The organism is Streptomyces griseofuscus, from assembly GCF_014673495.1.
In the GTDB taxonomy this organism is placed as follows: domain Bacteria; phylum Actinomycetota; class Actinomycetes; order Streptomycetales; family Streptomycetaceae; genus Streptomyces; species Streptomyces murinus.
This window is the reverse complement of record NZ_CP051006.1, coordinates 2,888,769-2,908,463: the sequence shown is the minus strand read 5'-3', so window position 1 is coordinate 2,908,463 and position 19,695 is coordinate 2,888,769. Positions and strand designations below refer to the sequence as shown.

Genomic DNA, 19,695 nt, shown 5'->3' with positions numbered 1-19,695 from the left:
AAAGAGCCCGGCCCATGATTTTTCCGGGGCCCGTACCCTGGAAGGGTTATGACTGAGACCCCGCAGCGCCCCCTCCGCGTCCTCGCCGCCATGTCCGGCGGGGTCGACTCCGCCGTCGCCGCCGCGCGCGCCGCGGAAGCCGGCCATGACGTCACCGGCGTCCATCTCGCGCTCTCCGCCAACCCCCAGTCCTTCCGCACCGGCGCGCGGGGCTGTTGCACCATCGAGGACTCGCGCGACGCCCGCCGCGCCGCCGATGTCATCGGCATCCCCTTCTACGTGTGGGACCTCGCCGACCGCTTCCGCGAGGACGTCGTCGAGGACTTCATCGCCGAGTACGAGGCCGGTCGCACCCCCAATCCCTGCCTGCGCTGCAACGAGAAGATCAAGTTCGCCGCGCTCCTCGACAAGGCGCTCGCCCTCGGCTTCGACGCCGTCTGCACCGGCCACTACGCCCAGGTGATCGTCCGCGCGGACGGCTCCCGCGAGCTGCACCGCGCCTCCGACATGGCCAAGGACCAGTCGTACGTGCTCGGCGTCCTGGACGAGAAGCAGCTCGCGCACGCGATGTTCCCGCTCGGTGACACGGTCACCACCAAGGAGGAGATCCGCGCGGAGGCCGAGCGCCGGGGCCTCGCGGTGGCCAAGAAGCCCGACTCGCACGACATCTGCTTCATCGCCGACGGCGACACCCAGGGCTTCCTCGCCCGGCGGCTCGGCAAGGCCGAGGGCGACATCGTGGACGAGTCCGGCGCCCGCCTGGGCACCCACGAGGGGGCGTACGGCTTCACGATCGGCCAGCGCAAGGGCCTGCGCATCGGCACCCCGGCCCCCGACGGCAAGCCGCGCTACGTCCTCGACATCTCCCCGGTGGACAACACCGTCACCGTCGGCCCGGCCGCCGCCCTGGACGTCACCGCCCTCACCGCGATCAAGCCCCGCTGGTGCGGCACCGCCCCCACCGGCCCCGGGACCTACACCGCCCAGCTGCGCGCCCACGGCGGCGAGACCGAGGTGCGGGCCGAGCCGGTCGACGGCGAACTGCGCGTCACCTTCACCGAACCGGTCCGCGGCGTCGCCCCCGGCCAGGCGATCGTGCTCTACGACGGCACCCGCGTCGTCGGCTCGGCCACCATCGCCTCCACCACCCGGGCGACGACGGCGGCGTGACCGCCGTTTCGAGGCGCTCTTCCGCCTAACCGGCGAAGAACTCCGCCAGCACCGGCCCCAGCACCTCCGGCTCCACCATGTGGGTCTGCCCCTCCAGGACCCGGTACGCGCCGCCGGGCACCGCGTCCGCGATGTCCCGGCCGGCCCGCCGCATCCACTCGGGGCTCGCGCCGCCCACGACCGCCAGCAGCGGCACGGAGACGGCCGCGAGGCGGGCACGGGGGAGCAGTCCGTCGTCCATCACGGCGTCGTCGTGGGCGAGGCTCGGCGCGGCGGCCTCCAGGCCCGGCCACATGGGGGACTGGCGGGCGCGCTGGATCATCTCCTCGCCGAGCCCGGTGAGCCGCAGGAACAGCTCGACCGCGTCCCCCTGCCGGCCCTCCGCGAGCGCCTGTCCCAGGTCCCGCTTGTACGCGGCCTCCCGCGCGGCGCCGTCCGCCAGATGGTCCGCGTACGGCACCTCGTACACCGCCGTACGGGTGACCGGCAGCCCGCTCGCCGCCGCCTCCAGCGCCAGCGCGCCGCCGGAGGAGACGCCGAACAGCCCGGCGTCCCCGCCGACGGCGTCCAGCAGCGCGGCCAGGTCCTCGACCTCGCGGTCCACCGCGTACGGCGCCGTGTCGCCGCTTCTGCCGCGGCCCCGGCGGTCGTAGACGACGGCCGTCAGCCGGTCCGCGAGCCGCTCGGCCAGGGGGGCCAGGGTGCCGCCGGTGGACATCGCGCCGCTCACCAGGATCACCACGGGCCCCCGGCCGCTCACCGAGTAGGCGAGGGAGGTTCCGTCGCGTGAAGTCGTCTTCTTGTCCATGTCGGTGCAGACTGCCGCACGACGCCGGACTCGTCGCTCACGACACGTCGACGTCGTAGAAGCAGAGGTGGTCCTTGATCGGCGCGACGTCCGGCTTCGGCTCCGGGTACGCCCAGACCAGGTCCGGCGCGTCCGGCAGCGACCAGTAGGACGCCGTGCCCTTGAACGGGCAGACGGTGTGGGTCCCGGACGGGGTCAGCAGGTCGAGGCGTACGTCCTCGGCCGGGATGTAGTAGCGATCCGGGCAGCCCGTCTCGCGCAGTACGAGGGGGCGGTCGGTCTCCGCGAGCACCTGGTCGCCGTGCACCACGCGCACGTGCCGCTCGCCGGCTTCGATGGTGATGGTGTGTCCTTCGGCCATACCTGGACAGCGCCGACGGGCCCCCGGTTCTTCCCGCGTACGGTGGGGACCATGAACATCTGTGTCTTCCTCTCCGCCGCCGACCTCGACGAGCGGTACACCCGCCCCGCCCGTGAGTTCGCGAAGCTGATCGGCAAGGGCGGTCACACCCTGGTCTGGGGCGGCTCCAACGTCGGCCTGATGAAGGTCGTCGCCGACGGGGTGGAGGAGGCGGGCGGCCGGCTGGTCGGCGTGTCCGTGGAGTTCCTGGCCAACAAGACGCGGCCCGCCGCCGACGAGATGGTGATCGCCTCCGACCTCGCCGAGCGCAAGAAGCTGCTCCTGGAGAAGGCCGACGCCGTGGTCGTCATGGTGGGCGGCACCGGCACCCTGGACGAGGCCACCGAGATCCTGGAGCTGAAGAAGCACGGCCGCACCCAGAAGCCGGTGGTGCTGCTGAACACGGCCGGGTTCTACGACGGGCTGCGCGAGCAGTTCCGCCGCATGGAGGAGGAGGGCTTCCTGCCCCGCCCCCTGGCCGACCTGGTCTTCTTCGCCGAGGAGCCGGTCGGCGCCCTGGCCTACCTGGAGGAGCAGCTGGGCACCCGCTGATGCGAGCATGGCGGGTATGGCTACACATGTGATCACCGGGGCCGGTTCCGGCATCGGCGCGGCCCTCGCCCGCCGGCTGCACGCGCGCGGGGACGAACTCGTGCTGCACGCGCGCGACGCGGGCCGCGCGAAGGAACTGGCCGCGGAGTTCCCCGGGGCGCGCACCCTGGTCGGCGACCTCGCCGAACCGGACCGGCTCTCCTGGGCGTTCTCCCACCAGACCCTGCCCGACCGGGTGGACTCGCTGCTGCACATCGCGGGCGTGGTGGACCTCGGCGAGGTCGGCGAACTGACCCCCAGGTCCTGGCGCCACCAGCTCGACGTCAACCTCCTCGCCCCCGCCGAGCTGACCCGCCTTTTGCTGCCCCAGCTGCGCGCGTCCCGCGGCCATGTCCTCTTCGTCAACTCCGGGGCGGGCCTCGCCGCGCACGCCGGCTGGGCCGCCTACGCCGCCTCCAAGCACGGTCTCAAGGCCCTCGCCGACGCCCTGCGCCAGGAGGAGCACGCCTCCGGAGTCCGCGTCACCTCCGTCTACCCGGGCCGCACCGCGAGCCCCATGCAGGCCAAGGTGCACCAGCAGGAGGGCAAGGAGTACGACGCCGACAAGTGGATCGACCCCGAGTCGGTGGCCACGACGATCGTGATGGCCCTCGACCTGCCCCGGGACGCCGAGGTCAATGATCTGACGGTACGACCGGGCCGCTGAGCTGTCGGTACGACCGTGCCGCTGAGCGGCGCCCGCCGGTTCCGTAGGCTTCTCCGGTGAGCGAAAACAGCGTGTTCAGGTTCGCCGGGGCCACCGGGGTCGGGTCCATGCCGGGCGGGGACGCCCGGGAGGCCGTCAAGACCGTCACCGGATCCTTCGAGGACTTCCCGTACCTGCCCGAACTGCCCGCCCGCGGCCCCGGCGCCGACATGATCGGCCGGACCGCCGGGATGCTGGTCGAGCTGTACGCGCGCGTGGAGCCCAGCGGCTGGCGGATCGGTGACCGGCCGGGGCGCGACACCCGGCGGGCGTGGGGCTGGCTGCGGGAGGACCTGGACGCGCTGGAGGAGTTCACCCAGGGGTACGAGGGCGACCTGAAGGTGCAGGCGGTCGGGCCCTGGACGCTCGCCGCCGCCCTGGAGCTGCGAGGCGGCGAGGCCGCCCTCTCCGATCTCGGCGCCTGCCGCGACCTCGCCGCCTCCCTCGCCGAGGGATTGCGGCTGCATCTCGCCGAGGTCCGGCGCCGGGTGCCCGGCGCCCGCGTCCTGCTCCAGCTCGACGAGCCCTCGCTCACCGCCGTACTGCGCGGCCAGGTCCGCACCGCCAGCGGCTACCGCACCCACCGCGCCGTCGACCGCCAACTCGTCGAGCACACCCTGCGCGACGTCATCGGCGCCCACCCGGACGGACCCGTCGCCGTCCACTCCTGCGCCCCCGACGTCCCGTTCGCGCTGCTGCGCCGGGCCGGCGCCGACGCCGTCTCCTTCGACTTCGCGCTTCTCACCGAGCGTGACGACGATGTGATCGGTGAGGCCGTCGAGGCGGGCACCCGGCTGTTCGCCGGTGTCGTGCCCGGCACGGACGGCCCATTGTCAGACCCTGCCGGTAGCGTCATGGGTGTCAGGACGTTGTGGCGCAGGCTGGGCTTGCACCCGGGCCTGCTCGCCGAGGCGGTCACCCTCACCCCGGCGTGCGGTCTCGCGGGCGCTTCCCCCGCCTACGCGCGCCGGGCGCTCGCCCAGTGCGTCCAGGCGGCGAGATCCCTCGCGGACAACCCAGAGTAACGGGAGGACAACACGGTGGCCGGCGACAAGCAGGCGGAGACCACGGCGGTGCCCGCCGAGGCCCGCGACAGGCACGCGCAGCTGGCGGAGCAGATCGAGGAGCACCGCTTCCGGTACTACGTGAAGGACGCTCCCGTCGTCAGCGACGCGGAGTTCGACCAGCTCCTGAAGTCCCTGGAGGCGCTGGAGGAGCAGTACCCCGAACTGCGCACCCCCGACTCACCCACCCAGAAGGTGGCGGGGTCGTACGCGACGGAGTTCACCGCGGTCGAGCACCGCCAGCGCATGCTCTCCCTCGACAACACCTTCAACGACGAGGAACTGGCCGCCTGGGCCGACCGCATCGCCCGCGAACTCGGCGACCAGACCTACCACTTCCTGTGCGAGCTGAAGGTCGACGGCCTCGCCGTCAACCTCACGTACGAACACGGCCGCCTCACCCGCGCCGCGACCCGCGGCGACGGCCGCACCGGCGAGGACATCACGCCCAACGTCCGTACGATCGCGGACATCCCCGACCGGCTGGGCGGCGACGAGGTCCCCGACCTGGTCGAGATCCGCGGCGAGGTCTACTTCCCGATGGAGAAGTTCCTCGAACTGAACGAGCGGCTGGTCGCGGCCGGCGACAAGCCCTTCGCCAACCCCCGTAACGCGGCGGCCGGTTCGCTGCGCCAGAAGGACCCCCGGGTCACCGCCACCCGCCCGCTGCACATGGTGGTGCACGGCATCGGCGCGCTGGAGGGCTTCAGCGGCATGACCCGGCTGTCCCAGGCGTACGACCTCCTCAAGACCTGGGGCCTGCCCACCTCCTCGCACAACCGGGTGGTCGACGACCTCGACGGCGTCCGCCGGTTCATCGCGCACTACGACGGCGAGAACCGCCACACCGTGGAGCACGAGATCGACGGCGCCGTCATCAAGCTGGACGAGATCCGCCTCCAGGGCCGCCTCGGCTCCACCGCGCGCGCCCCCCGCTGGGCCATCGCGTACAAGTACGCGCCGGAGGAGGTCAACACCAAGCTCATCGACATCAAGGTGGGCGTCGGGCGCACCGGCCGGGTCACGCCGTACGCCCAGGTCGAGCCGGTCACCGTCGCGGGCAGCGAGGTCGAGTTCGCCACCCTGCACAACCAGGAGGTCGTCAAGGCCAAGGGCGTGCTGATCGGCGACACCGTCGTGATCCGCAAGGCCGGCGATGTCATCCCGGAGATCCTCGGCCCGGTGGTCGACCTGCGCGACGGCAGCGAGCGGGAGTTCGTGATGCCCGGCGAGTGCCCCGAGTGCGGCACCCCGCTGCGGCCCATGAAGGAGGGCGACATCGACCTCCGCTGCCCCAACGGACGTACGTGCCCGGCCCAGTTGCGCGAGCGCGTCTCCTATCTCGCGGGCCGCGAGTGCCTGGACATCGAGCACTTCGGCGGGGTGGCCGCGGCCGCCCTGACCCGCCCGCTGGAGCCGGCCGACCCCCCACTGGTGGACGAGGGCGACCTGTTCGACCTGACGGTGGAGAAGCTGCTCCCCATCAGGGCGTACGTCCTGGACCCGGACAGCGGGCTGCCCAAGCGCGACCCCAAGACCGGTGAGGAGAAGGTCGTCACGGTCTTCGCCAACCAGAAGGGCGAGCCGAAGAAGAACACCCTGGCGCTGCTGGAGAACATCGAGGCGGCCAAGTCCCGTCCGCTGGCCCGTTTTCTGAACGGACTGTCCATCCGGCATGTCGGCCCGGTCGCCGCCCAGGCCCTCGCCCGCGAGTTCCGCTCGGTCGACCGCATCGAACAGGCCACGGAGGAGGAGCTGGCGGCCACGGACGGCGTCGGCCCCATCATCGCGGCCGCGGTCAAGGAGTGGTTCACCGAGGAGTGGCACCGCGAGATCGTCCGCAAGTGGAAGGCCGCGGGTGTCCCGTTGGAGGACCAGGTCAGCGGGGAGGCGGAGGGTCCGCGTCCGCTGGAGGGACTCACCGTGGTGGTCACCGGCACGCTGGAGAACTTCACCCGGGACGGCGCCAAGGAGGCACTTCAGAGCCGGGGCGCCAAAGTGACCGGTTCGGTTTCGAAGAAGACCTCTTTCGTGGTCGTTGGTGACAATCCGGGATCGAAATACGACAAGGCCATGCAATTGAAGGTTCCGGTGCTCGATGAGGACGGATTCGGCGTCCTGTTGGAGCAGGGCCCGGACGCCGCGACGGAGGCCGCGCTTCCGACCGAGGAGTAGCGGTTGAAGGCCACCCGTTCGGCGCATACCAGTTGCATACGGGTGGCCCCGGGCGCATTCGGGCAACCGCCGACGACCGGTGCCCGTGGAAGCCCCGCGCGGCCTAGTGTTGAGTTGTGCACCTGCCGTGCCCGGCGGCGGACGGGGGCATTTCCCTTGCCCGCCGCTGGCGCGGCAAGGGTTTCTTCAGCGCGAAGCCGTCGATGGTGTCGGACATCGGGCCGCGTGGCGTGGGCACCGCCGGCTGTGAGAGGGACGGGAATGGAACCGACCGAGAGCGTCGCCCCGGACTCACGGCTGCGCCTGCGCCGCCGCGCCCTCGCCTGGCGGGAGATCCTGCGGCCCGGCCGCGCCGGGGGCCGCCCGCGCCCGCGCGTCCGTCCGGCCGCGCCCGGCCCCGTCACCCCGCCGGGCACCCGGGTGCCGCTCGCCATCGAACCCGCGCCCGGTCTCGCGGGCGCGGGCGTCGGCCTCGGCGGCGAGCCGGAGCCGGGCCGGGCAGGACCCTGGCCCGCACTGCCCGCGGCCGTCACGGCGGCCGCCGCCCTCGTCCTGGCCGCCGGTTTCCTGCGCGCCTTCGGCGGCCGGCACGCCCTCTTCCCGTGCGGCACCACCGGCTGGTCGCTGGCCCTGCTCACCGGGATCATCGTCGGCCACCTCGTCATGCTGGGCCGCGCCCGCTGGTGGGGCGGCACCGGCTCGGGCGCCACCCTCACCCTCGCCGTGCTGCTGCTCTACGGCTGGGTGCCCGCCGTCCTGGTCAGCCTGACCGTCGTCGTCCTGGTCGGCATCGCCCGCCGGCACCGCTGGCGCCAGGGCGTGCTGCACGGCGCGACGGACATCCTCGGCATCGGCGTGGCCGCCCTGCTGCTCGATGCGCTCGGCCGGGTGCCCAGTGTGGAGCAGCCCTGGCGGGCGCACAGTTGGAGCCTCGCCACCGCCCCCGAGGTCGCGCTGGCCGCCGTCGCCTATCTCGGTGTCGGCCGCGGCCTGCTGTGGTACCTGACCGCGCCGCGCGAGCACGGACTGCCGAGCATCCCCCGGCCCGCGCTGGTCCGACAGGGCCTGGTGGCCGTGGCGCTGCTCGGCATCGCGCCGCTGGTGTGCGTGGTCGCCGACGCCCAGCCGGTGCTGCTGCCGCTGTTCGCCATCCCGCTCATCGCCCTCGACTCCGCCCTGTGGATGGCCCGCGCCCGCGCCGAGGAGCAGCTGCGCGACCCGCTGACCGGGCTGCCCAACCGGCAGTGGCTCCAGGAGCGGATCTGGACCGCGCTGGACGACGCCGATCGCATCGGCGCCCGTTCCGCACTGATGCTCATCGACCTCGACCGCTTCCGTTCGGTCAATGACACCCTCGGTCATCTCGCCGGTGACCGGCTGCTGTTGCAGATCGCCGAGCGGCTGCGGCTCGCCCTGCCGCGCGGTGCGGAGGCGGCCCGGCTCGGCGGCGACGAGTTCGCGGTCTTACTGCCCGTCGCCGACTCCATCACGTCGGCGATGCGGATCGCCCGCGGCCTGGTGACGGCCCTCAGCTCCCCGCTCGACCTCGACGGCCTCACCCTCGTACTGGAGGCCAGTGCCGGGGTCGCCGTCTTCCCGGACCACGCGAGGGACGCGGAGGGGTTGCTGCGGCGGGCCGACGTGGCCATGTACCAGGCGAAGCGGGACCGTACGGGCGTCGAGGTCTACGAGTCCAAGCGGGACTCCAACACCCCGGACCGGCTCGGCCTCCTCGGCGATCTGCGCCGGGCGCTGGACGCGCACGAGGTGCAGCTGCACTACCAGCCCAAGGTGCGCTTCGACGGGCAGGTCGCCGGGCTCGAAGCGCTGGTGCGGTGGGTGCACCCGGAGCGCGGGAAGGTGCCGCCGGACGAGTTCATCGCGATCGCCGAGTCCTCCGGGCTGATGCCCCATCTCACCGAGTACGTCCTGGAGACCGCCCTCGAACAGGTCGCCCGCTGGCGGTCGCAGGGCATCCGGGTGCCGGTCGCGGTCAATGTCTCCCCGCGCGATGTGCACACGCCCGGCTTCGCGGGCTCGGTCGCCGCGCGGCTGGCCCGGCACGGAGTACCGGCGGGCGCGTTGCAGCTGGAGATCACCGAGCACGTCCTGCTGGAGGACCCGCAGCGGGCCGCCGACACCCTCGCGGCGCTGACCGGGCACGGCGTGAAGATGTCCCTGGACGACTTCGGCACCGGTTACTCCTCCCTGGTGCATCTGCGGCGGCTGCCGGTCAGCGAGCTGAAGATCGACCGCTCCTTCGTGGCCCGGCTCGCGGTGGACACCGAGGACGCCGAGATCGTGCGCTGCACCGTCGACCTCGCGCACTCCCTGGGGCTGCTGGTCGTCGCGGAGGGCGTGGAGGACGACGAGACCTGGGAGCGGCTGCGGGACCTGGGCTGCGACGCGGTGCAGGGATGGCTGGTGGCCGCGGCGATGCCGCCGGAGGAGGCGACGGCCTGGCTGCGCTTCCGCCAGACCAGCGTCGGCTCACCCACGCGCCGCCCCCTGCCGCCGGGCGAGGTGCCCGTCCCCCAGGCGAGCGGCCCGCCCCCGGCGACGGCGGGCGGCCGCAAGCCGCCCCTTGCCCCCTCCTAGGGCCTCAGTCCCTGGTCGGCCCCGCGAACCGGTCCACCAGCAGCTCCAGGCGCCGTTCGTGCGCCCACTCCGGGAGGCGGCCGCTGCGCATCAGGGTCGCCAGGCCGTGCAGGGCCGCCCAGAAGGTCTCGGTCAGCAGACCAGCGTCCTCCTCGGTGGAGACCGGTGCCACCGCGGCCAGCAGTTCACCGAAGGCGTCCCGGAGCGGGGCCGGCGCCTCCGGGGTGGCGAACGGCAGGTCCACCAGGTGGGTGAACATCGCGTCGTACAGGGCGGGCCGGCGCCGGGCGAAGGCGGTGTAGGTCCGGGCGACCGCCGCGAGCGAGGCCCGGACGCCGTCGGCGCCCGCGCGCGCCTGACGTAGCTCCGTCGCCAGATCGGCGCAGCCGTCGACCGCGACCGCCGCCATGATCGCGTCCTTGCCCTTGAAGTGGCTGTAGAGGACCGGCTGGCTGTACTCGATCTCGGCGGCCAGCCGACGCGTGGTCACCGCGTCCCAGCCCTCCGCCTCGGCCAGCTCCCGGGCCGCCGTCACGATCAGCTGCCTGCGCTCGGCTCGTTCGCGCTCCCTGCGCGTCTGGATCGTCATACCCGGGATCCTAGCAACGCTAGGCAATCTGTCGGCGCTCTGCTAGCGTCACTCGTGTTCCTAGCGCTGCTAGAAAACGTCAACGGGAGACGCCATGACCATCGCCGCGTACACGCTGGCCGTCCTGCTCGACCTGTTCTGCCTCTTCCTCGGCTACCGCTTCTGGTTCCAGCCCGCCCCGGCCGCCGCCGGCTACGGCGTCCCCGCCGACCCCGCGGGCGACGCCGGTGCCTATCTGTCGGTCAAGGGCGGCCGGGACGCCGCCTTCGGCCTGGTCGGACTGGTCCTGCTGGCGCTGGTCGGAGCGCGCGCCGAGGCCTGGTTCATGGTCTGCGTGGCCCTCGTCCCGCTCCTCGACACCGTGACCGTCCTGCGGCACGGCGGTACGAGGGCCGTCGCGTTCGGGATCCATTTCGCCACCGCCGTGGTGGTCCTCATCTGCGCCGCGCTGCTGTTCGCGGCCTGACCGGCCCGCCTGCCGGGGCGACCCGGAGCCGCCGCGGGCCCGCCCCGGGGCAAACCGTTTAACGGCCACGCCGCCGGGCCCCATAGGATTGGCCCCAAACAACACGCACTCACCCCAGAGGATCGCTGCATGCCTGGCATCACGCGCGAGGAGGTCGCCCACCTCGCCCGGCTGGCGCGTCTGGAGCTGAAGCCCGAAGAACTCGACCACTTCGCCGGCCAGCTCGACGACATCATCGGCGCGGTCGCCCGCGTCAGTGAGGTCGCCGACCAAGACGTACCGCCGACCTCGCACCCGCTCCCGCTGACAAATGTCATGCGGGCGGACGAGGTCCGTCCCTCGCTCACCCCCGAGCAGGCGCTCTCCGGCGCCCCCGCGCAGGAACAGCAGCGTTTCAAGGTGCCGCAGATCCTGGGGGAGGAGTGACCATGGCGGACAACATCATCAAGCTCACGGCCGCGCAGATCGCCGAGAAGATCGCCTCCGGCGAGCTGACGGCGGTCGCGGTCACCGAGGCCCACCTCGCCCGGATCGAGGCCGTCGACGAGAAGGTGCACGCCTTCCTGCACGTCGACCGCGAGGGCGCCCTCGCCCAGGCCCGTGCCGTGGACGAGAAGCGGGCCCGCGGCGAGAAGCTCGGCCCGCTGGCCGGCGTCCCGCTCGCGCTCAAGGACATCTTCACCACCGAGGGCGTGCCCACGACCGTCGGCTCGAAGATCCTGGAGGGCTGGATCCCGCCGTACGACGCGACGCTCACCAAGCGCCTCAAGGCCGCCGACGTCGTCATCCTCGGCAAGACCAACATGGACGAGTTCGCCATGGGGTCCTCCACCGAGAACAGCGCCTACGGCCCGACCGGCAACCCCTGGGACCTCACCAAGATCCCCGGCGGCTCCGGCGGCGGCTCCTCCGCCGCGCTCGCCTCCTACGAGGCCCCGCTCGCCATCGGCACCGACACTGGCGGCTCCATCCGCCAGCCGGCCGCCGTCACCGGCACCGTCGGCGTCAAGCCGACGTACGGCGCGGTCTCCCGCTTCGGCATGGTCGCCTTCTCCTCCTCCCTCGACCAGGGCGGCCCCTGCGCCCGTACGGTCCTGGACGCGGCCCTGCTGCACGAGGTCATCGCGGGCCACGACCCGATGGACTCCACGTCCATCGACGCCCCGGTCCCGCCGGTGGTCGAGGCGGCCCGCAACGGCAGCGTGGCGGGCATGCGCGTCGGCGTCGTCAAGCAGTTCCGCGGCGAGGGCTACCAGGCCGGCGTCATCCAGCGCTTCGACGAGTCCGTCGAGCTGCTGAGGGACCTGGGCGCCGAGATCGTCGAGCTGGACTGCCCGTCCTTCGACCTCGCGCTGTCGGCGTACTACCTGATCGCGCCCTCCGAGTGCTCCTCCAACCTCGCCCGCTTCGACGGCCTGCGCTACGGCCTGCGGACCGGCGACGACGGCTCGCACTCGGCCGAGGAGGTCACCTCCCTGACCCGCGAGGCCGGCTTCGGCCCCGAGGTCAAGCGCCGCATCATGCTCGGCACGTACGCCCTGTCGAGCGGCTACTACGACGCCTACTACGGCTCCGCGCAGAAGGTCCGCACCCTCATCACGCGGGACTTCGAGAAGGCGTTCGAGCAGGTCGACGTGATCGTCTCCCCGACGACCCCGACCACCGCCTTCGCGATCGGCGAGCGCGCCGACGACCCGATGGCGATGTACCTCGCGGACCTGTGCACCATCCCGACCAACCTGGCGGGCAACGCGGCCATGTCGCTGCCCTGCGGTCTCGCCCCGGAGGACAACCTTCCGGTGGGTCTCCAGATCATCGCCCCGGCGATGCAGGACGACCGCCTGTACAAGGTGGGCGCCGCCGTCGAGGCCGCCTTCGTGGAAAAGTGGGGACACCCGCTGCTTGAGGAGGCACCGTCGCTGTGAGCAAGCTGTCCAAGGCCAAGGACTTCAAGAAGTCCAAGTCCGGTACGTACCTGTCCATGGCCACCACCGCGTTCGGCGCGATCGGTGTCACCAAGCAGATCAAGAAGGCCCGCGCCGAGCACGACACGCTGCGGCTGCTCGACGCCACGGTCTCCGCCGTCGCGATCGTGACCGGCCTCGCGATCCTCTACCGCGAGCTGAAGCGGCTGGGCGACGACGACGTCCTGCTGGGCTGAGAGGGAAGTTTTCACCGTGACCACCACGACCGACCTGGTGTCGTACGAGGACGCGCTGGCGTCGTACGACCCCGTCATGGGCCTTGAGGTCCATGTCGAACTCGGCACCAAGACCAAGATGTTCTGCGGGTGCTCCACGGAGCTGGGCGCCGAGCCCAACTCGCAGACCTGCCCCGTCTGCCTCGGCATGCCCGGCGCGCTCCCGGTCGTCAACGCGACCGGCGTCGAGTCGGCCGTCCGGATCGGCCTCGCGCTGAACTGCTCGATCGCCGAATGGTGCCGCTTCGCCCGGAAGAACTACTTCTATCCGGACATGCCGAAGAACTTCCAGACCTCCCAGTACGACGAGCCGATCGCCTTCGACGGCTACCTCGACGTGCAGCTGGAGGACGGCGAGACCTTCCGCGTGGAGATCGAGCGCGCCCACATGGAGGAGGACACCGGCAAGTCGACGCACGTCGGCGGCGCCACCGGCCGTATCCACGGCGCGTCCCACTCCCTGCTGGACTACAACCGCGCCGGCATCCCGCTCATCGAGATCGTCACCAAGCCGATCGTGGGCGCCGGCGAGCGCGCCCCCGAGGTGGCCAAGGCGTACGTGCGTGAGCTGCGTGAGGTCATCCGTGCCCTCGGCGTGTCCGAGGCCCGCATGGAGATGGGCCAGATGCGCTGTGACGTGAACCTGTCGCTGATGCCCAAGGGTGCCGAGAAGTTCGGCACGCGCTCGGAGACGAAGAACGTCAACTCGCTGCGCTCGGTGGAGCGCGCGGCCCGCTTCGAGATCATGCGGCACGCGGCCGTGCTCTCCTCGGGTGGCACCATCATCCAGGAGACCCGCCACTTCCACGAGGACACCGGGTCCACGACCTCGGGCCGCGTGAAGGAGGAGGCCGAGGACTACCGGTACTTCCCGGAGCCCGACCTGGTCCCCGTCGCGCCCGCGCGCGAGTGGGTCGAGGAGATCCGCGCGGCGCTGCCCGAGCTGCCGCTGGTGCGCCGTACCCGGCTGCTCGCCGACTGGGGCATCTCCGCCACGGAGATGCAGGCGATCCTGAACGCCGGTGCGCTGGACCCGATCGTCGCCACCATCGAGGCCGGGGCCGACGCGGCCTCCGCCCGCAAGTGGTGGATGGGCGAACTGGCGCGCAGCGCCAACGAGTCCGGCACGTCCCTGGACGAGCTGGCGATCACCCCGCAGCAGGTGGCCCGGGTCACCGAGCTGGTCACCAAGGGCGATCTGAACGACAAGCTCGCCCGCCAGGTCATCGAGGGCGTGCTCGCGGGCGAGGGCACCCCGGACGAGGTCGTCGACAAGCGCGGCCTGAAGGTCGTCTCGGACGACTCGGCGCTCGGCACCGCAGTGGACGAGGCCATCGCCGGCAACCCCGGCATCGCGGACAAGATCCGCGGTGGCAAGGTGGCCGCGGCCGGCGCCCTGGTCGGCGCGGTCATGAAGGCCACCCGTGGCCAGGCCGACGCGGCCCGCGTCAAGGAGCTGATCCTGGAGCGGCTCGGCGTCAGCGAGAGCTGACCGGCGAGAGCTGAGTCACCGTCAACCCGTGGGGGGACGCGCCGCACCGGCGCGTCCCCCCACGGCGTTTTTCTCCCGCTGTGAATAAGCCCACGAAGGCGGCAAAGGATCACTTTTGCCTGTCAGAGTGTCCAACGATTGCTCATGCGTTCTTTGCGGGCTGTTCGGTTTATGGACGATCATTCCCGGCCAAAGATCCACAAATCGTCCTTGGGAGCACGTCCGTGGCAGCCCTCGCGCGCTGGTGCGTCCGGCACCGACTGATCGCCGTCCTGCTGTGGCTGTGCGCCTTCGGCGGGGCCACCGCGGCCGCCTCCGTCGCCGGCACCTCGTACTCGAACGACTACTCGGTCCCCGGCACCGAGTCCGGCCGCGCCGCCCAGCTGCTCCAGGCGGGCTTCCCGGGCCTCGGCGGCGACAGCGACACCGTCGTCTGGCACACCACGAAGGGCACCGTCCGCGCCGCCGACGTCGAACAAAGCATGACCACCGCCCTCGACCGGATCGCCCGGCTGCCCGGCGTCGCCTCCGTGGACGGGCCGTACGAGGGCCAGGGCGGCCGGCAGATCAGCGCCGACGGGCACACCGCCTACGCCACGGTCACCTTCACTCAGCAGGCCGAGGACATCGGCGAGAACGAGGCCAAGGCAGTCGTGGGCGCCGCGAAGGCCGCCGAGGGCGACGGGCTCCAGGTGGAGCTGGGCGGCAGCGCCATCGGACTCACCGAGACCCCGAACGACCGCACCGCCGAGGTGGTCGGCGTCCTTGTCGCCGCCGTCGTCCTCTTCCTGGCCTTCGGCTCGCTCGCCGCCTCACTGCTGCCGATCGCCACCGCCCTGATCGGCGTCGGCACCGCCCACGCCGGCATCGGACTGCTCGGCCACGCCATGACGGTCGCCGACTTCGCGCCCATGCTCGGCATGCTCGTCGGCCTCGGCGTGGGCATCGACTACGCCCTGTTCATCGTCACCAGGCACCGGCGCGGACTCAAACGCGGCCTGGATGTCACCGAGGCCGCCGTGAGCGCCGTCGCGACCACCGGACGCGCCGTCGTCTTCGCGGGGGCGACCGTGTGCATCGCCCTGCTCGGCATGCTGATCCTGCGCCTGAGCTTCCTCAACGGCGTCGCCGTGGCCGCCAGCCTGACCGTGATCCTCACCGTCGCCGCCTCGGTCACCCTGCTGCCCGCCCTGCTGTCGTACATCGGCCCGCGCGCCCTCGGCCGTCGTGAACGCCGACGGCTCGCCGAGCACGGGCCGCGCCCCGAGGTGCCCACCGGCCTGGCCGCCCGCTGGTCCGCGTTCGTGGAGCGGCACCCCAAACTGCTCGGCTCGCTCGCCGTCGCGGTGATCGCGCTGCTCGCCCTGCCCACCCTCTCGCTCCACCTCGGCACCTCCGACCAGGGCAACGACCCCCGCACCTCCACCACCCGCAAGGCGTACGACCTGCTCGCCGACGGCTTCGGGCACGGCATCAACGGGCCGCTGACCCTCGTCACCCGGGTGGACGGCGCCGCCGACCGGCTCGCCCTGGACAACCTCGACACCGCCCTGCGCGCCACCCCCGGCGTCGCCGCCGCCACCCCGGCCGCCTACGCCACCGGCGGCGAGACCGCCTACCTCACCGTCGTCCCCGACTCCGCGCCCCAGTCCCAGGCCACCAGTGCCCTGGTGGACCGGCTGCGCGAGACGGTGCTGCCCCGCGCGGAACAGGGCACCTCCCTGGACATCCAGGTCGGCGGGGTGACCGCCAGCTACGACGACTTCGCCGATGTGATAGTCGGCAAACTTCCGCTGTTCGTCGGCACCGTCATCGGGCTCGGCTGCCTGCTGCTGCTCCTCGCCTTCCGCTCGCTCGGCATCCCGGTCAAGGCCGCCGTGATGAACATCGCCGCCGTGGCCGCCGCGTTCGGCGTGGTCGTCGCCGTCTTCCAGTGGGGCTGGGGCAGCGAACTGCTCGGCCTCGGCCGCGCGGGCCCCATCGAGCCCTTCCTGCCCGTGATCATGGTCTCGGTGCTCTTCGGGCTCTCCATGGACTACCAGGTCTTCCTGGTCAGCCGGATGTACGAGGAATGGCTGGCCACCGGCGACAACCGGCGCGCCGTCCGGGTGGGCCTCGCCGAGACCAGCCGGGTGATCAACTCCGCGGCCGTGATCATGATCTCGGTCTTCCTGGCCTTCGTACTCAGCGGCGACCGCGTGATCGCCATGTTCGGCATCGCACTCGCCGCCGCCGTCGCCCTCGACGCCTTCGTGCTGCGCACCCTGCTGGTGCCCGCCCTGATGCATCTGCTCGGCGCCGCCAACTGGTGGCTGCCCGGCTGGCTGGAGCGCCGGCTCCCGCACATCAGCATCGAGCCGCCGGAGTGCCGCGCCGCGCATGAGAGGCTCGGACGGGTCCCGGCCGACCGGACCGGCCCGGACCGGATCCACGAACAGCAGAAGGAAGCACAGCGCGATGTACGCGATATCCCTGGGTGACGGCGCCGAACTGCGCCCGTTGGAGGTCTGGCACGCCGAGGAGATGCTGGCCAATATCGACCGAGGACGCGCGTTCATCGGGCAGCACATCGGACTGCCGGAGGTGGTGGCCGACCTGGACGGCGCCCGCGCCTACCTGCGGTCGTACGGCGAGAAGCGCGCCACGGACACCGGCGCGCTGCACGGCATCTGGCAGGACGGGACGCTCGTCGGCGGACTGCTCTTCCGTACCTGGGACACGCCGAGCGGGGTGTGCGAGGCCGGCTGCTGGCTGGAGCCCGCGGCGGCCGGGCGCGGGCTCGTCACCCGGGGCATGCGGCTCCTCATCGACTGGGCGTTCCTGACCCGCGGCATGCACCGCGTGGAGTGGCGGGTGGCCACCGCCAACCAGCCCAGCATCAATGTGGCCCGGCGGCTCGGCATGACCCGTGAGGGTGTACTGCGCGAGAACTATCCGCACGACGGGGAGCGCACCAGCACCGAGATCTGGTCGGTGCTCGCCCCCGAATGGCCCACGGCACGCGAGGGCGCCGCGCAACACGCCCACTGACGATCATTAAGCGCCCTCTCAGACGGCGTCCGTACGGTTGTTGCCATGGCAACGAAGACATCGGAAGACGCCGCGGCCGGTACGACGGCGGCGCAGCACGACGACGAGACGGCACAGGGGGTCGAGACCGCGGCGCAGTACACCGCGGGGAAGGCGGAGACCGAGGGCGCGACGGTCGCCGAGGGCACCGAGGAGGCGGCCGAGGGCACGCTCGCCGAGGAGACGGCGGACGGGCCGGTGGACGATCCGGCGGACGGGTTCGAGGACGACACGGCGGACGCCAAGGCGCCCTCGGGGGTCGGCCAGGGCGCCGGTGCCGTGGTCTCCGCCGCGCTGGGCCTGGTCTCGCTCACCGGCGGCTGGATCGGCACCGTCGCGGGCGCCCGCCAGCAGCTCATCGGCCAGCTGCGGACGTCCTCCACGGCGGGCGTCGCCACGCAGATCAAGGCGGTCTACGGCGACGCCTGGCACACCACCGCGCTGTGGGCCGGCTTCTTCGCCCTGCTCGCGCTGATCACCGGCGTGGTCGTCCTCGCCCGCCCCGCCTTCGGCGCCCCCGGCCGCCCGCAGGCCCCCTGGATCAAGTCGGTGGCCTGGGCGGGCGTCTCGCTCGGTGTCATCGGGCTGCTGCTGGCGGTCCTGAAGTACTCGGACGCGCTGCTGGCACTGCCGTCGGCGAGCTGAGCGGGCGACAGCCCTCGCCGCCAGGGCTCTCAAGGGAGTCAGCGGCCTCAGGGGCCTCAGGGAACCCGTGCAACATGTCACGGGCTCCCCGAGGCCCCTCACGCATGCGCGACACGGATCCTGAGGCCCCTCGGACGGCGGCGGTCCGGGCCGGAAGCCCGCCCGAAGATGCGGAACTTTCCCCATGCTCCGCGCCCGGCCGGGCGCGGAGGGTGGAGGCGTCACGCGGGACAATGACCCCGGGACAACCGGCAAGGGGGAGAAGCCGTGTTCGACGCCTTCAGTGAACTGTTCGCACCAGGTCGCAAACACACCCGCGACGAACAGAACCGCCTCGAACTGACCAGGGAGGAGGCCGGCGACAGCGACCCGGGCCGCGGCCCCATAGACCTGACCTCCGGCAAGGCGGTCATACGGCTGCCCACCCCGGACCCGGCGACCACGGAGCCGGAGGGCGAAGAGCCGCAGTAGGAGGGGGAGGGGGTGGCCCCCGGGAGTCGGCGGCGGGGCTAACTCACCTGAAGCTCCAGAATCCTGTCGTCCCCCTTCTTCGGATGCCCCCGCCCGTCCGTGTTGCTCGTGATCAGCCACAGCTTGCCGTCGCCCGCCGGGGCGACCGTGCGCAGGCGGCCGTAGGTGCCGGTGAGGAAGGACTGGGGGGCGGCCGCGGCGCGGGTGCCGTGGAGGGGGATGCGCCACAGGCGCTCGCCCTTGAGGGCGGCCATCCAGATGACGCCGTGGACGTAGGCGATGCCGCTGGGGGAGGCGTCGTCGGTGTGCCACTCGGCGACGGGGTTCTGGAAGCGCGGGTCGGTGGACTGGCCCTCGGCGTCGGGCCAGCCGTAGTTGCCGCCGGGCTTGATGGCGTTCAGTTCGTCCCAGGTGTCCTGGCCGAACTCGGAGGCGAACAGCCGCTGGCGGTCGTCCCAGGCGAGGCCCTGGACGTTGCGGTGGCCCAGGGAGTAGACGGCGGAGCCGGGGAAGGGGTCGCCGGGGGCGGGTTCGCCGTCCGGGGTCAGCCGGAGGATCTTGCCGCCCAGGGAGGCGCGGTCCTGGGCGAGCCCGCGCCGGCCGCTCTCACCGGTGCCGGCGTACAGCATGCCGTCGGGGCCGAAGGCGATCCGGCCGCCGTTGTGGATGGGACCCTTGGGGATGCCCTTGAACAGCGTGTCGGGGGCGCCCAGTTGCTCACCGGCCGGTTTCTTGTCGTCGTAGAGCATGCGGACGATGCGGTTGTCCGAGGCGGAGGTGAAGTAGGCGTAGATCATGTGGTCCGAGGCGTAGTGCGGGGACAGCGCGATGCCCAGCAGGCCGCCCTCGCCCGCCGGGGAGACCCCGGAGACCGTGCCCAGTTCGGTCTTGCGGCCGGTGTCCGGGTCGATACGGGTGATCGTCCCGTCGTCGCGGGAGGAGACCAGCAGATCGCCGCCCGGCAGCACGGCCAGACCCCAGGGTGACTTCAGGCCGTCGGCCACCGTGCGCAGCACCCGTACCGAGCCCTTGGCGGGGGCCGCCGACTCCGTGACCGGGGCGCCGGGCGCGCTGCTCGGGGGCGCCGTACGGGGGAGTTCGCCGGGAAAACCCACTCCCGAGGAGCCGGAGGAGCAGCCCGCCGTCAGCAGGAGGGCGGCCGTGGCCAGCACGGTCGGCACAGCTCGACGTCGCACGATCATGATCCCTTCGGGGCGGCGGTCCAGCGGCAGATCTTCCCCTCCCAAGGGT

General features: G+C 72.2%; 19 protein-coding genes. 15 read left to right on the top strand and 4 right to left on the bottom strand.

All coding sequences use genetic code 11. The features are described 5' to 3' along the window. Positions 1-48: 48 nt before the first annotated feature. Positions 49-1,170 (top strand): tRNA 2-thiouridine(34) synthase MnmA, encoded by a 1,122-nt coding sequence (mnmA, locus tag HEP81_RS12655; RefSeq protein WP_037657222.1) that lies wholly within the window; start codon positions 49-51, stop codon positions 1,168-1,170. Between the two features lie 25 nt (positions 1,171-1,195). Here the strand turns inward: mnmA and HEP81_RS12650 are convergent, their stop codons facing one another. Beyond that, complete coding sequence (locus HEP81_RS12650; RefSeq protein ID WP_037657223.1) at positions 1,196-1,978, bottom strand: alpha/beta fold hydrolase; 783 nt, start codon at positions 1,976-1,978, stop codon at positions 1,196-1,198. A gap of 37 nt (positions 1,979-2,015) precedes the next feature. After that, the gene (locus tag HEP81_RS12645; RefSeq protein WP_037657225.1) at positions 2,016-2,339 is read right to left on the bottom strand and encodes a DUF427 domain-containing protein; all 324 of its coding nucleotides are present in this window, start codon (positions 2,337-2,339) and stop codon (positions 2,016-2,018) included. 51 nt (positions 2,340-2,390) lie between these two features. Here HEP81_RS12645 and HEP81_RS12640 point away from each other — a divergent pair, with 51 nt between their 5' ends. The 5 genes from HEP81_RS12640 (at position 2,391) to HEP81_RS12620 (ending at position 9,512) form a co-directional block, all read left to right on the top strand. After that, on the top strand, positions 2,391-2,930 hold the full coding sequence (locus tag HEP81_RS12640) for an LOG family protein (protein WP_037657227.1): 540 nt from the start codon (positions 2,391-2,393) through the stop codon (positions 2,928-2,930). A 7-nt stretch (positions 2,931-2,937) separates the two neighbouring features. Continuing rightward, positions 2,938-3,636, top strand: coding sequence for an SDR family oxidoreductase (locus tag HEP81_RS12635; RefSeq protein ID WP_078967433.1), 699 nt, complete (start codon positions 2,938-2,940; stop codon positions 3,634-3,636). Positions 3,637-3,692: 56 nt separating this feature from the next. Next, entirely contained in the window at positions 3,693-4,700 is a 1,008-nt protein-coding gene (locus HEP81_RS12630; protein WP_037657231.1) for a methionine synthase, read from the top strand. A gap of 15 nt (positions 4,701-4,715) precedes the next feature. Then, entirely contained in the window at positions 4,716-6,914 is a 2,199-nt protein-coding gene (ligA, locus tag HEP81_RS12625) for an NAD-dependent DNA ligase LigA (RefSeq protein ID WP_037657233.1), read from the top strand. A 261-nt stretch (positions 6,915-7,175) separates the two neighbouring features. Continuing rightward, positions 7,176-9,512 (top strand): putative bifunctional diguanylate cyclase/phosphodiesterase, encoded by a 2,337-nt coding sequence (locus tag HEP81_RS12620; RefSeq protein ID WP_078967434.1) that lies wholly within the window; start codon positions 7,176-7,178, stop codon positions 9,510-9,512. A 4-nt stretch (positions 9,513-9,516) separates the two neighbouring features. Here HEP81_RS12620 and HEP81_RS12615 read toward each other — a convergent pair whose 3' ends face one another. Next, positions 9,517-10,101, bottom strand: a complete 585-nt coding sequence (locus HEP81_RS12615) for a TetR/AcrR family transcriptional regulator (protein ID WP_037657235.1) — start codon at positions 10,099-10,101, stop codon at positions 9,517-9,519. Positions 10,102-10,195: 94 nt separating this feature from the next. Between HEP81_RS12615 and HEP81_RS12610 the strand changes: the two genes are divergently transcribed. The 9 genes from HEP81_RS12610 (at position 10,196) to HEP81_RS12570 (ending at position 18,444) form a co-directional block, all read left to right on the top strand. Continuing rightward, positions 10,196-10,567 carry a DUF4267 domain-containing protein gene (locus HEP81_RS12610; protein WP_037657237.1) on the top strand — a complete coding sequence of 124 codons (372 nt, stop codon included), beginning with the start codon at positions 10,196-10,198 and terminating at the stop codon, positions 10,565-10,567. 129 nt (positions 10,568-10,696) lie between these two features. Beyond that, on the top strand, positions 10,697-10,993 hold the full coding sequence (gene gatC / locus HEP81_RS12605; RefSeq protein WP_006130840.1) for an Asp-tRNA(Asn)/Glu-tRNA(Gln) amidotransferase subunit GatC: 297 nt from the start codon (positions 10,697-10,699) through the stop codon (positions 10,991-10,993). Positions 10,994-10,995: 2 nt separating this feature from the next. After that, positions 10,996-12,492, top strand: a complete 1,497-nt coding sequence (gene gatA, locus HEP81_RS12600; RefSeq protein WP_037657240.1) for an Asp-tRNA(Asn)/Glu-tRNA(Gln) amidotransferase subunit GatA — start codon at positions 10,996-10,998, stop codon at positions 12,490-12,492. Beyond that, positions 12,489-12,728, top strand: a complete 240-nt coding sequence (locus tag HEP81_RS12595; RefSeq protein WP_037657242.1) for a hypothetical protein — start codon at positions 12,489-12,491, stop codon at positions 12,726-12,728. Before gatA ends, HEP81_RS12595 begins: the two co-directional genes overlap by 4 nt. Positions 12,729-12,744: 16 nt before the next feature. Continuing rightward, positions 12,745-14,259, top strand: a complete 1,515-nt coding sequence (gatB, locus tag HEP81_RS12590; RefSeq protein WP_037657243.1) for an Asp-tRNA(Asn)/Glu-tRNA(Gln) amidotransferase subunit GatB — start codon at positions 12,745-12,747, stop codon at positions 14,257-14,259. A gap of 224 nt (positions 14,260-14,483) precedes the next feature. After that, a complete protein-coding gene (locus HEP81_RS12585) occupies positions 14,484-16,739 on the top strand; it encodes an MMPL family transporter (protein WP_037657245.1) in 2,256 nt (751 codons plus the stop codon). Then, entirely contained in the window at positions 16,717-17,289 is a 573-nt protein-coding gene (locus HEP81_RS12580) for a GNAT family N-acetyltransferase (protein WP_037657247.1), read from the top strand. The genes HEP81_RS12585 and HEP81_RS12580 overlap by 23 nt, the downstream gene beginning before the upstream one ends. 45 nt (positions 17,290-17,334) lie before the next feature. Further along, on the top strand, positions 17,335-17,973 hold the full coding sequence (locus HEP81_RS12575; protein ID WP_037657249.1) for a hypothetical protein: 639 nt from the start codon (positions 17,335-17,337) through the stop codon (positions 17,971-17,973). 267 nt (positions 17,974-18,240) lie between these two features. Beyond that, complete coding sequence (locus HEP81_RS12570) at positions 18,241-18,444, top strand: DUF6191 domain-containing protein (protein WP_037657251.1); 204 nt, start codon at positions 18,241-18,243, stop codon at positions 18,442-18,444. A gap of 38 nt (positions 18,445-18,482) precedes the next feature. On the opposite strand, the gene HEP81_RS12565 is transcribed toward HEP81_RS12570, so the two are convergent. Further along, the gene (locus tag HEP81_RS12565; protein WP_190275988.1) at positions 18,483-19,646 is read right to left on the bottom strand and encodes a PQQ-dependent sugar dehydrogenase; all 1,164 of its coding nucleotides are present in this window, start codon (positions 19,644-19,646) and stop codon (positions 18,483-18,485) included. Between the last annotated feature and the right edge of the window lie 49 nt (positions 19,647-19,695).

Coding starts and splice junctions, on each gene's coding strand:
- gatA (WP_037657240.1), top strand. CDS start 10,996: ATGGCGGACAACATCATCAAGCTCACGGCCGCGCAGATCGCCGAGAAG.
- HEP81_RS12640 (WP_037657227.1), top strand. CDS start 2,391: ATGAACATCTGTGTCTTCCTCTCCGCCGCCGACCTCGACGAGCGGTAC.
- HEP81_RS12565 (WP_190275988.1), bottom strand. CDS start 19,646: ATGATCGTGCGACGTCGAGCTGTGCCGACCGTGCTGGCCACGGCCGCC.
- HEP81_RS12575 (WP_037657249.1), top strand. CDS start 17,335: ATGGCAACGAAGACATCGGAAGACGCCGCGGCCGGTACGACGGCGGCG.
- gatC (WP_006130840.1), top strand. CDS start 10,697: ATGCCTGGCATCACGCGCGAGGAGGTCGCCCACCTCGCCCGGCTGGCG.
- HEP81_RS12610 (WP_037657237.1), top strand. CDS start 10,196: ATGACCATCGCCGCGTACACGCTGGCCGTCCTGCTCGACCTGTTCTGC.
- HEP81_RS12580 (WP_037657247.1), top strand. CDS start 16,717: ATGTACGCGATATCCCTGGGTGACGGCGCCGAACTGCGCCCGTTGGAG.
- mnmA (WP_037657222.1), top strand. CDS start 49: ATGACTGAGACCCCGCAGCGCCCCCTCCGCGTCCTCGCCGCCATGTCC.
- HEP81_RS12615 (WP_037657235.1), bottom strand. CDS start 10,101: ATGACGATCCAGACGCGCAGGGAGCGCGAACGAGCCGAGCGCAGGCAG.
- HEP81_RS12650 (WP_037657223.1), bottom strand. CDS start 1,978: ATGGACAAGAAGACGACTTCACGCGACGGAACCTCCCTCGCCTACTCG.
- HEP81_RS12635 (WP_078967433.1), top strand. CDS start 2,938: ATGGCGGGTATGGCTACACATGTGATCACCGGGGCCGGTTCCGGCATC.
- HEP81_RS12620 (WP_078967434.1), top strand. CDS start 7,176: ATGGAACCGACCGAGAGCGTCGCCCCGGACTCACGGCTGCGCCTGCGC.
- HEP81_RS12645 (WP_037657225.1), bottom strand. CDS start 2,339: ATGGCCGAAGGACACACCATCACCATCGAAGCCGGCGAGCGGCACGTG.